The 12,101-nt window shown below is 62.5% G+C and carries 10 protein-coding genes; 8 read left to right on the forward strand and 2 right to left on the reverse strand.

Annotated elements, in window-relative coordinates; translation table 11 throughout:
- Window positions 1-84: 84 nt before the first annotated feature.
- The 8 genes from IPF76_RS18975 to IPF76_RS19010 all read left to right on the forward strand — a co-directional run bounded on the left by IPF76_RS18975 (window position 85) and on the right by IPF76_RS19010 (window position 9,550).
- On the forward strand, window positions 85-1,431 hold the full coding sequence (locus tag IPF76_RS18975) for a glutamine synthetase family protein (RefSeq protein ID WP_293704379.1): 1,347 nt from the start codon (window positions 85-87) through the stop codon (window positions 1,429-1,431).
- Window positions 1,432-1,445: 14 nt separating this feature from the next.
- Window positions 1,446-2,714: an FAD-binding oxidoreductase gene (locus IPF76_RS18980; RefSeq protein ID WP_293847125.1), complete on the forward strand. Its 1,269-nt coding sequence runs from the start codon at window positions 1,446-1,448 to the stop codon at window positions 2,712-2,714.
- Window positions 2,711-4,054 carry an aspartate aminotransferase family protein gene (locus IPF76_RS18985; protein WP_293847126.1) on the forward strand — a complete coding sequence of 448 codons (1,344 nt, stop codon included), beginning with the start codon at window positions 2,711-2,713 and terminating at the stop codon, window positions 4,052-4,054. The genes IPF76_RS18980 and IPF76_RS18985 overlap by 4 nt, the downstream gene beginning before the upstream one ends.
- Before the next feature lie 7 nt (window positions 4,055-4,061).
- Entirely contained in the window at window positions 4,062-5,453 is a 1,392-nt protein-coding gene (locus IPF76_RS18990; protein WP_293847408.1) for a glutamine synthetase family protein, read from the forward strand.
- 91 nt (window positions 5,454-5,544) lie between these two features.
- The gene (locus IPF76_RS18995) at window positions 5,545-6,651 is read left to right on the forward strand and encodes a spermidine/putrescine ABC transporter substrate-binding protein (RefSeq protein ID WP_293847127.1); all 1,107 of its coding nucleotides are present in this window, start codon (window positions 5,545-5,547) and stop codon (window positions 6,649-6,651) included.
- Window positions 6,652-6,669: 18 nt separating this feature from the next.
- Entirely contained in the window at window positions 6,670-7,575 is a 906-nt protein-coding gene (locus tag IPF76_RS19000; protein WP_293847128.1) for an ABC transporter permease, read from the forward strand.
- Window positions 7,575-8,417, forward strand: a complete 843-nt coding sequence (locus IPF76_RS19005) for an ABC transporter permease (RefSeq protein WP_293847129.1) — start codon at window positions 7,575-7,577, stop codon at window positions 8,415-8,417. The genes IPF76_RS19000 and IPF76_RS19005 overlap by 1 nt, the downstream gene beginning before the upstream one ends.
- Window positions 8,418-8,419: 2 nt before the next feature.
- Window positions 8,420-9,550 (forward strand): ABC transporter ATP-binding protein, encoded by a 1,131-nt coding sequence (locus tag IPF76_RS19010; protein WP_293847130.1) that lies wholly within the window; start codon window positions 8,420-8,422, stop codon window positions 9,548-9,550.
- A gap of 133 nt (window positions 9,551-9,683) precedes the next feature.
- Here the strand turns inward: IPF76_RS19010 and IPF76_RS19015 are convergent, their stop codons facing one another.
- On the reverse strand, window positions 9,684-10,622 hold the full coding sequence (locus IPF76_RS19015; protein WP_293847131.1) for a DUF808 domain-containing protein: 939 nt from the start codon (window positions 10,620-10,622) through the stop codon (window positions 9,684-9,686).
- A 16-nt stretch (window positions 10,623-10,638) separates the two neighbouring features.
- Entirely contained in the window at window positions 10,639-12,012 is a 1,374-nt protein-coding gene (locus IPF76_RS19020; RefSeq protein WP_293847132.1) for an aspartate aminotransferase family protein, read from the reverse strand.
- Window positions 12,013-12,101: the final 89 nt, after the last annotated feature.

Consider the following 12,101-nt stretch of genomic DNA (forward strand, 5'->3'; position numbering starts at 1 on the left):
AACGGCTCCTCTGGCGCTCTGCTCCACTTCGCGATAGGCTGCGCCGGTACAACCGGGCCAGCTCCTTGGCCCAATCGGGGGCTCATGTCAGTCAATCTGGAACAATGGATCAGCGACCATAAGATCGACGAAGTCGAATGCATCGTCCCCGACATCAACGGGGTCCAGCGCGGCAAGGTTCTGCCGGCCAAGAAGTTCCTGGCATCGGTGAAGGACAAGTCGCTGCGCATTCCGGGCAGCGTGTTCATTTGCACGATCGACGGTCATTATCCCGAAGATATCGACGATATCTGGGACAAGGATCCCGACAAGATCCTGATCGCTGATCCCGACACGATCTGCGTCGCGCCGGGGTTCAAATCGCCCACCGCTTTCGTGATCGCCGACGTCCTCAACCGCGACGGCAGCGAAGTCGATATCGCCCCGCGCACCATCCTGAAAAAAGTGCTCGCGCTCTATGCCGAAAAAGGCTGGCGTCCGGTCATCGCGCCGGAGGTCGAATTTTATCTGGTGTCGCAGAACGTCGACCCCGACTTTCCGCTGACCCCGCCGACCGGCCAGTCGGGGCGCAGCGAGTCCGCAAGCCAGCCCTATGGGCTGGAGGCGATGAACGAATATGAGGATATCATCGATCATATCTATGACGATTGCGAGCTGATGGGGCTCGATATCGATACGATGATACACGAAATGGGTGCCGCGCAGCTCGAGGTCAATTTCGAGCATGGCGACCCGCTGCGGCTCGCCGACGAAGTGTTCCTGTTCAAGCGCGTGGTGCGCAATGTCGCCAAGCAGCACGACGTCTATGCGACCTTCATGGCCAATCCGATGGCGGGCCAGCCTGGCAGCGCAATGCACATTCACCAATCGGTGGTCGACGCGACGACCGGCAAGAATCTGTTCTCGACCGCCAACGGTCGCGACAGCGCAATGTTCCGCAGCTATATCGCGGGCCTCGTACGCTACATGCCGCAGATCGCGCCGCTATGGGCGCCCAACGTCAACAGCTTCCGCCGGATGCGCCCCGACAGCGCGGCACCGATCAACGTCCAGTGGGGCGAGGACAACCGCTCGTGCGGATTCCGCGTCCCGATTTCGGAAAAGGCCAACCGCCGCGTCGAAAACCGCCTGCCCGGCGCGGACAGCAATCCCTATCTGGCGATCGCGGCGTCGCTGATCTGCGGCTATATCGGCGTGGTCGACCGCATGGTCCCGGCAAAATCTATCACCGGCAGCGCGTACAACCGCGCTCGCACGTTGCCGCGAACGCTGGAGGCGGCTCTCGACCGGTTCAGCTCGTGCAAGAAGGTCCGCAATTTGCTCGGCGACGATTTCTTCGAAATCTTCTTTGCGGTGAAGGACTATGAGCTGTTCAACTACCAGTCGGTGGTGTCCAGTTGGGAACGCGAACATCTGTTGATGCGGGTCTGACCCGCGACCCGGCCATGACCGACCCGCTCGCCAACAGCTATTATGCCGCGACCGCGCATCCGTGGCGGTCGGCCTCTCAAATCTGCGACGCGCTGTCGTTCGACGTTGCAGTGGTCGGCGGCGGCTTCACGGGTCTGTCCGCCGCACTTGCCTGTGCCGAGCGCGGTTTTTCAGTGATTCTGATCGAGCGCGAGCATATCGGTTTTGGCGCGTCGGGGCGCAACGGCGGACAGCTGATTCCCGGCCTGCGCTGGTCCGCGTCTGAACTGGAGACCGAATTTGGCCGAGAGCGCGCCGATGCGCTGTTCGACCTGTGCTGGCGCGACAATCGGGTGGCGGCGCGGATCGCCAAGCATGGCATCGACTGCGACCTGAAAACGGGGCATCTCGAAGCAGCGTGGACGCCGAAGGACTTCGACGCGATGCGGCGCGAGGCGGACTATCTCGCCACCCGCTTCGGCTACCAGAGTGACGTCGTCGCGAAAGCAGATATGGCGGGCCATATCGCCAGCCCGCTCTATCACGGTGGCATCTACGACCCGCATGGCGGCCATTTCCATCCCCTGAACTATGCGATCGGCCTTGCGCAAGCCGCCGAAGCGGCGGGTGTTTGCATGTGGGAAGGTCAGCGCGCCTACGAGATCACTGACACGCCCGATGGTCTGGGCGTAATGACCGATCGCGCGCATGTCGCCGCGCGCTATGTCATCGACGCAACCGATAGCTGGATCGGCCAGTTGGAACCCGACCTTGGTCGCTACACGGTGCCGATCATGAACTATAACATCGCGACGGAACCGCTCGCGAACGCCGACGCGTTGCTCCCCAGCGGCGCCGCGGTCGCCGACAGCCGGTTCGTGCTCAACTATTTCCGCCTTTCGGCCGACAAGCGCCTGATCTTTGGCGGTGGCGAGCGCTATTCGCAGACGCCGCCGCGCGACATCGCAGCCTTCGTGCACCCCTTCATGGCGCAGGTGTTCCCGCAGATTCCCGATGCCAGGATCGACTATGGCTGGGGCGGCGCGGTGGCGGTGACGATGAACCGGTTGCCGCATATCGGGCGGCGCGGGAATGTCTTTTTCGCGCACGGCTTTTCGGGCCACGGCGCGCTGGTGACGACGCTGGCGGGCGAGCTGATAGCCGAGGCGATGGCGGGCACCGCCGAGCGCTTCGACGTGCTGGCGAACCTGCCCAGCCGTCCCTTCCCCGGCGGAAAATGGATGCGCCAGCCGCTTGCGACCCTGGGGCTGCTCTACTACGCATTGAAGGATCGGCTCGGATGATTTCGGGCGCCGCCATCACGCGGGTCGCAAGCCGCGAAGCCGAGCGCTTCCGCGCCGCCAACCCGCGCGCTTTTTCCCATCATGCCGCGGCGATCGGCTTTTTCCAGTCCGTGCCGTTTCACTGGATGAAGGACTGGCCGAGCCCGGTTCCGATCGTCGCGGCATCGGCAAAGAATGCCACCCTGACCAGCATTGACGGGCAAGCATACGACGACTTCTGCCTCGGCGACACCGCCAGCCTGTTCGGTCACTCGCCGCCCGCGCTCGCCGCGGCGCTTGCCAAGCAGGCAAGCGAAGGGCTGAGCTATATGCTGCCGACGGAACGCGGCGCGGCATTTTCCGCGCGGCTGGCGGCGATGTTCTGCCTGCCGCTCTGGCAGGTCACGACGACCGCGAGCGAAGCCAATCGTGCGGTCATCCGCTGGTGCCGCGGGATCAGCGGGCGCGCCAAAATCCTGACCTTCAACGGCGCCTATCATGGCGCGGTCGACGATGCCTTCGTCGATCTGAAGAACGGCCAGCCCGTCATGCGTGCCAGCCTGGTCGGCCAGGTCCACGACCTGCGCGCCACGACCACGGCCATCGAGTTCAACGACGAAGCCGCCCTCGCCGAGGCGCTGCGCGCCGGCGACATCGCCTGCGTCCTCGCCGAGCCGGTGATGACCAATGTTGGCATGGTCCGCGATGCACCGGGATTTCTCCAGTCGCTCCGCCGACTGTGCGACGAGACCGGCACGCTGCTTGTGTTCGACGAAACGCACACGATCTCGTCGGGCTATGGCGGCCATGGCGTCACCCATGGCCCGAAGCCCGACCTGATGGTTGTCGGCAAGTCGATCGGCGGCGGCGTCCCGTGCGCGGTCTATGGTTTTTCGTCCGAAGTAGCGGCGCAGATGTCGGCGCTCAATCAATCGCGCCCGGCGGGTCACAGCGGCATCGGCACGACATTGTCGGCCAACGCACTTGCGATCACCGCAATGGACGCGATGCTGTCCGAGGTCATCACCCCCGACGCCTATGATCATATGCTCCGCGGCGCCGCGCGCCTTGTTGCCGGGCTGGAGCAGGAAGTCGCGAACGCCAATCTGGATTGGCACGTCACCCACGTCGGCGCCCGCGTGGAATTCCTCACCTGCCCCACCCCGCCGCGCAATGGCGGCGAAGCAAAGGCGGCGATGCAGCCCGACCTCGAAGCCGCAATCCACCTGTTCCTTGCCAACCGCGGGATTTTGCTGGCGCCTTTCCACAATATGATGTTGGTGAGCCCGGTTACCGGCGACGACCAGATCGACCGGTTGGTGAACGGCTTCGCCGACTGCACCAAAGCGCTGAAGGAGTAGAGGGGTGATGTCGAAATCATCGGGCGTGATCGCGCCGCGATCGGAGGCCGAGGCCTTTTTCAAAGCCAATCCCGACGTCGATTCGATCGAAATGATTTATACCGATATGGGCGGCGTGCCGCGCGGCAAGCGGCTGCGCCAGCACGAGGTGATGGCGGTGTATGAAAGCGGGCGGATGTTCCCGGGATCGATTACGGTCGTCGACATCACCGGCCAGGACACCGTCGAAACCGGGCTGGTGTGGGAAGATGGCGACGCCGACCGATCGATGAAGCCGATCCCCGGCACCCTCGTCCGCACCCCGTGGGGCGGCGACCATGCCGCGCAGTTCCTCGTCGATTTCTACGAACTCGACGGTACCCCCCACGACCTCGATCCGCGCCATGTCCTCGGCGGCGTCATCGACTGCTTTATCGCCGACGGGCTGACCCCGGTGCTGGCGGTCGAGCTGGAATTCTATCTCGTCGATCCGCGCCGCGCCCGCGACGGCACGGTGCGCCCCGCCCGTCCCGGCTACAGCCGCGATACGCCGCGCAACGTCGAGGTTTATGGCCTGCGCGAACTCGACGATTTCCGGCCCTTCTTCGACGCGCTCTACGCCGCGACCGACGCGCAGGACATTCCGCTCGAAAGCGCAATTTCCGAATTTGCGCCCGGCCAGTTCGAGCTCACACTGCGCCACAAACCCGATGCCCTCCGCGCCTGCGACGATGCGATCATGTACAAGCGGCTGGTCAAGGCGGTGGCCCAGCAGCACGGCCTCGAAGCCACCTTCATGGCCAAGCCGTTCGCCGAACAAGCGGGCAGCGGCATGCACATCCATGTCTCGGTCAACGATGGTTCGGGTACCAACATCTTCGCCAGCGACGACCCCGAAGGCACCCCGGCGCTGCGGCACGCGATCGGCGGCATGATCGCGACCGTCGGCGATGCATTCGCGCTCTTCGCCCCGCACGCCAACAGCTATCGCCGGTTCAAGGCAAACAGCTATGCCCCGGTCGCGCCGACTTGGGGCGTCAACAACCGCACCGTGTCGTTCCGCATCCCTGCCGGACCGCCGCCGAGCCGCCATGTCGAGCATCGCGCCTGCGGCGCGGACGCTAACCCCTATCTTGCCGTCGCCGCGGTGCTCGCTGGCATGCACCACGGCATGACCGAGAAAACCGATCCCGGCTCCGCGGTGGTCGGCAACGGTTATGACCGCGACAATTCGGGCGACGACAAGCCGCCGTCGAACTGGTTCACCGCGGTCGATCGCTTCCACGGCTCGGTGCTGATGCGCGACTATCTCGGGTCACGCTTTGTCGACATGTTCAGCATCGTCAAACGCGTTGAACAGGATCGCTATTTCGGTGTCGTCCCGACGCTCGATTACGATTGGTACCTCCGCAACGCATGAATATTCCAAAGATTCGTGCTGCGGTGCAAAATAACCTCTTTCCAAGCCGACTTTAATGAGTCAGCTTGACGTCACAAACAGGGAGGTCGTCATGGATCTGAACGAACTGATCAAGCAAGCCCGTGGGCGTCGCTCGCTCTTGCAGGCGATGGGGGTCGCGGCGATCGGAATCAGCTTTGGCGGCCTCGCCGCGTGCAGCAAGGGCGAAGGTAAAAAGCTCGCCAATGGCGAAGAGGGCAAGCTCAACTTCTACAACTGGGACACCTATATCGGCGAAACGACGCTCGACGATTTCAAGGAAGCCAGCGGCGTCGAAGTGAAGATGGACCTGTTCGACAGCAACGACGTGCTGTTCGCCAAGTTCAAGGCCGGCAACCCCGGTTACGACGTCATCGTTCCCTCGAACGACTTTGTCGAGCGAATGGCGCAGGCGGGCATGCTGCAAACGCTCGACCATGCCCAGATCCCGAACATGAAGAATATCGATCCGACCTTCATCGACGTCGATTATGACAAGGGCCGCAAAGTCTCGATGCCTTACACCTGGCTCGCGCTCGGCATCGGCTATCGCAAGTCGAAGGTGAAGGCGAAGCCCGACAGCTGGAAAGTCCTGTTCGACAGCCCCGAATATGCGGGCCGCATCGCTTGGCTGTCCGAAGCCGGCGACATGTTCCGCCTCTACGGCAAATATCTGGGCAAGTCGGTCAATGCACTGACCCCCGCCGACATCGCGACAATCGAAGCGATGATGATCAAGCAAAAGCCCAATGTGAAGAATTTCCATGTCGACGACGGGCAGGATCTGTTGCTCAAGGGCGATGTCGACCTGGTGCTCGAATATAATGGCGACATCGCGCAGGCGATGCTGGAGGATGACGACATCGATTTCGTGGTGCCAAAGGAAGGCAGCCAGCTCAATTCGGACAATCTCTGCATCCCGAAGGGCGCGCCGCATCCCAAGAATGCCCACGCCTTCATCAACTATATTCTCGACGGAGGGGTCGACAAAAAGATCACCGAAACGATCCTCTACCCGACCCCCAATGCCGCGGCGAAAGCACTGATGCCCGACAGCTACAAGAACAACCCGGTCATTTATCCGCCCGCCGATGTGCTGGCGAAATGCGAATATGCGAAGTTCAACCCGACTTTGCAGCCATTGTTCGAGGAAGCCTTTACGCGGGTGCGCGCGGCTTAATAACGAAAGGCTTGGGGGGTGGCCGAACAGGATTGGAAGACGAGCAAAAGAACCTTCGCGGCGGTATCGCTGCCGACCTTGTTCTGGGTGGTCGTCTTCTTCCTCGTTCCGATGGCCATTGTCTGGCTCTACAGCTTTGGCGAAAACCGCGGCCTGACCGACATCGAATTTTCAGGCACGCTCAACAATTACAAGCGCGCGACCGAGTGGCTTTACATTAGCATTTTCGGGAAGAGCTTTGCGGTCGCGGCGCTCGTAACGCTCATCTGCCTGATCATCGGTTTCCCTGTCGCGATGGCGATCACCTTTGCCAGCGAGAAGTGGCGGCCATGGCTGCTGCTCGGCATCATGCTGCCCTTCTGGACCAACCTCCTCATCCGCACCTATGCGCTGATGATGCTGCTCGGCACGCAGGGTTTCGCCAACAAGGGCATGGGCGCGCTCTGGGAAGGGACGAGCTGGATCAAGACGCTCGTCGGACTGCAACCGCTGCCGACATGGGAGCCGGTTCAGCTGCTCTTCAACAATTTCGCGGTCGTGTTTGGGCTCGTCTATGTCCATCTGCCCTTCATGGTGCTGCCGCTCTACGCAGCGCTCGACCGGCTCGACCGCAGCCTGATCGAGGCGAGCCTCGACCTTGGCGCCGGGCATTTTCGCACCATCATGCGCATCGTCGTCCCGCTGGCGGCGCCCGGCATCATCGCCGGGGTTATGATCACCTTGATCCCCGCGCTCGGCGCCTACCTCACCCCCGACCTGATGGGCGGGACCGACAGCCAGATGATCGCCAATGTCATCGAACGCCAGTTCAAGAAAGCCAATGACTGGCCGTTCGGGGCCGCGCTGTCCTTCCTGCTCATCTATGCGATGTTTGCGCTGATCGCGATCCAGTCGATGCGCAAAAAAGTGCCCGAGGTCCGCTGATGGCCCTCTTCGCCCGCACCCCTGTCGCCCCGCTCGAATATAGCCGCACCCTGTGGATGCGACTGTGGGTCGGCGCGGTGATGGTCTTCCTTTATGCGCCGCTGGTCGTGCTGATGATTTTCAGCTTCAACGACAGCAAGCGTAACGTCGTGTGGCGCGGATTCACCACCAAATATTATGAAAAGGCGCTGGGCAACGACCAGCTGGTCGAAGCGCTGATCAACTCGCTGACCATCGCGGCGCTGGCAACGCTCGCCAGCCTCGTCCTCGGGACGCTTGCGGCAGTGATGCTGTGGCGCTTTCGTTTTCCGTGGAAGGGCGCGATTGATGGCACGATCTCGCTGCCGATCATCGTCCCCGAAATCTGCCTTGGGGTCGCCTTCCTGATGTTCTTTGCCGCGGTGGGGTGGCCGACTGATCTCGTCTGGCCGTTCAACCTCGGCGCGATCACGATCGCGCATATCACCTTCTGCTTCCCCTTCGTCACCATGGTCGTTCGCTCGCGGCTCGCGAGCTTCAACCGTGAGCAGGAAGAGGCCGCAAAGGATCTTGGTGCGAGCGAAGGCCAGGTGTTCCGCGACGTGCTGATCCCTCACATCAAGCCCGCGCTGGTCGCGGGCGCGCTGCTTTCCTTCACGCTCAGTCTCGACGATTTCGTCATCACCTATTTCACCAGCGGCCCCGACACGATCACCTTCCCGGTAAAGGTCTATTCGATGGTCCGCTTCTCGGTAACGCCCGAGGTCAATGCGGCGTCGACCCTGCTCATCATCCTGACCGTCATCCTGACCTTCGTCGCGCTCAAGGCCCAGGGCGTGAAAGCCATTGCGGAAACCCACTGACCATGACCGAAACCGCCAAGCCGATCATCCAGATCCAGAATGTGTCAAAGCGCTTTGGCAAGGTGACCGCGGTCGACAATGTCAGCCTCGACATCAACGCCGGCGAATTTTTCGTGCTGCTTGGCCCCTCGGGCTGCGGCAAGACGACCTTGCTGCGCATGATCGCGGGTTTCGAGCTGCCGACCGAGGGCAGGATCCTGATCGACGGGCAGGACATGGCGGGCATCCCGCCGAACAAGCGCCCGGTGAACATGGTGTTTCAGAGCTATGCCGTCTTCCCGCACATGAGCGTCGCCGACAATGTGGCTTACGGCCTGAAGATTGCAGGAGTGAAGGGCGGCGAGATCAAGGACCGCGTCGCCGAGGCGCTCGATCTGGTCAAACTCGGCGGCTTCGGAGAACGCATGCCCGATCAGATGTCGGGCGGCCAGCGCCAGCGTGTCGCGCTCGCGCGCAGCCTGGTGATGCGTCCCAAGGTGCTGCTGCTCGACGAACCGCTATCCGCACTTGACGCGAAACTCCGCGCACAGATGCAATTCGAGCTGTCCGAATTGCAGGAAAAGGTCGGCATCACCTTCGTCACCGTCACCCACGATCAGGACGAAGCGCTGTCGATGGCGTGCCGGATCGGCGTGATCAACAAGGGCGAGGTTGCGCAGCTCGCGACGCCGTCCGATCTCTATGAATATCCGTCCAACCGCTTCGTCGCCGATTTCGTCGGATCGGTGAATATCTTCGAGGGCAAGCTGACCCTCGACGAGCCCGACAAGGCCGCAGTCGACTGTCCGGGGGTCGGCAAGATCTATCTCAATCACGGCGTCACCGGCCCGCACGGTGCCGATGTGTGGATCGCGCTGCGCCCCGAGAAAATCTATCTCCACGTCCCCGGCGAAGGCAAGGCGGTCAAGGCAGCGGCGCAGGACGCCCCCGACGGTTACAATTTCGCGCGCGGCAAGATCAAAGGCATGAGCTACCTCGGCGACATCACGCTGTTTGAGATCGAGCTGGAATCGGGCGCGCGCATCCGCGTGTCACGCCCCAATCTGTCGCGCCATGACCAGGAGGATTTCACCTGGGACGACAAGGTCAGCATGCACTGGCGGGCCGACAGCCCCGTCGTTTTGCTCGGCTGATGCCGAGCGGGCCGGTGGTGTTACTGGGGTAATTCCATCTATTCGTCATTGCGAGCGAAGCGAATCAATCCAGAGCGGTTTACGCGTGCGCTGGATTGCCGCGTCGCTTCGCTCCTCGCAATGACGAAGGCGATCAGTGCGCCGCCTGCTTTCCCGGAACCAGGTGCAGCGCCGCCACAATCACGCCGCCCAGCACTAGCCCGAACACCCCGGCGCCGCCGGCATTGATCAGCCATTCCCACAACCCCGCGGCAGGCAGATTGCCCGCCACCGCATGGGCAAAATCGTGCAGGCCATGCCCCAGATTGCCGATATGATATTCGTCGAGCGCATGCAGGATGATCTGCCCGCCGACCCATAACATGGCCGCAGTCCCGACCAGTGCGAGCGCGCCGAGCAGCTTGGGCATGAAGGCAACCAGCCCGCGCCCGATCGCGCGGCGGACGCTATTGCCCGCTTTCGCCATATGCAGGCCGATGTCGTCCATCTTCACGATCAGCCCGACCGCGCCATAGACCGCAATCGTGATCGCGATCGCCACCACGATCAGCGTCGCGGCGCGCATCACAAAGGCTTCGTCGATCACTTCGTTGAGCGCGATCACCATGATTTCGCCCGACAGGATGAAATCGGTGCGGATCGCGCCTTTCACCATGGTTTCTTCATGATCCTTGTCGGCGACGATTTCGGCTGCCTCGGCGAGCGGCGTCTTGTCCTTGTGCAGCGAATGCCAGACCTTTTCGGCGCCTTCGAAACACAGATATGCCCCGCCGACCATCAGCAGCGGCGTGATCGCCCATTGCGCGACCGCAGAGAGCAGCATCAGCGCGGGCAGGATCAGCACGAGCTTGTTGAAGAACGACCCTTTGGCGATGCGCCAGATGATCGGTAGTTCGCGGTTCGGCTGAAAACCGGTGACATAGCGCGGCGTCACCGCGGCATCATCGACCACCACCCCCGCGGCCTTCACCCCCGCTTTCGACGCAGCGGCCCCAATATCGTCGATGCTGGCCGCAGCCACTTTCGCAATCGTGGCGACGTCGTCGAGCAGGGCAAAAAGGCCGGAAGGCATAGAGGGACGACTTTCGTTAAAGAGCGCGGAGTTTCGGCATGACCTCATCGAGTGATTTGCGGATGATGGCAACCATGTCGTCAATCTGTTCGGTCGAAATGACCAGCGGCGGGCACATCACCAGACTGTCGCGGATGCCGCGCACCATGAGTCCGTTGGCGATGCACGCGTCACGCGCCATCGGCCCCGCGTTCCCCTCGGCCCCGCCAAAGCGCGCGCGCGTTGCCTTGTCGGCGACAATCTCGACCGCGCCGAGCAGCCCGATCGAGCGCGCTTCGCCGACGAGCGGGTGATCGTTCAAGGTCGCCAGCGCCTTCGCCAGATGCGGCCCTGTGACACCGCCCGTCCGTTCGACCAGCCCCTCACGCTCGATAATCTCGATATTCTTGAGCGCGACAGCCGCGGCGACCGGGTGCCCCGAATAGGTGAAACCATGAACGAAATCGCCGCCGGTTTTCAGCACCTCGACGACATGCGCCGCGACCGCAGTCGCCGAAATCGGCAGATAGCCTGAGGACAAGCCTTTCGCCATAGGCATAAGGTCGGGGGTGAAACCCATCGTCTCATGCCCCCACATCTTGCCGGTGCGCCCGAATCCGCAGATCACTTCGTCGGCGACGATCAGCAAGCCATATTTTCGTGCGACCGCCTCGACCTTCGGCCAATATCCCTTGGGCGGGATGATCACGCCCCCGGCGCCCTGCACGGGTTCGCCGATGAACGCAGCGCAGTTTTCGGGACCGACCTCCAGGATCCTGTCCTCGATCGCCTGGACGCACGCGTCGCAGAACTCGTCCTCGGTCATCCCCTGCCCTTCGTTAAAGGCATAGGGCTGACGGACATGCTCGACCCCTGGGATCGGCAGGTCGCCCTGCGCGTGCATCGCCTTCATCCCGCCGAGGGAAACCCCCGCGACGGTCGAGCCATGATAGGCATTCCAGCGGCTGATAAAGACGGTGCGCTTCGGCTCGCCCTTCAGCTTCCAATAATGGCGCACCATGCGGAAAACCGTGTCATTGGCTTCGCTGCCCGACGCATTGAAAAAGATATGCGGCAGGCGGTTGCCGGTCAATTCGGCGATCTTCGCGGCGAGCATCACCGTCGGCGGCGTCGCGGTCTTGAAAAAGGTGTTGTAGAAGGGCAGCTCGCGCATCTGCGCCGCCGCCGCCTCGACCAGTTCCTCGCGGCCATAGCCGACATTGACGCACCACAGCCCCGCCATCCCGTCGAGGATACGGTGCCCGTCGCCGTCATGGATATAGCAGCCCTCGGCATGGGTGATGATGCGGCTGCCGCCGAGCTTTTCGATTTCGGCCCAGTCGGCCTGTGCGGGGAGATGGTGCGCGACGTCGAGGCGGCGCAGTTCGGCGATGTCGTGATTGCGGGGCATATGAAAATTCCTGATTCCTGGAAACCGTGCGCATCGAGCGAAGTCGAGATGCCTCTCGGCCTTGCGCTACGACGATGGGTGTCTCGACT

Origin of the sequence: Sphingopyxis sp., assembly GCF_016704835.1 — a bacterium.
Classification (GTDB): Bacteria; Pseudomonadota; Alphaproteobacteria; order Sphingomonadales; family Sphingomonadaceae; genus Sphingopyxis.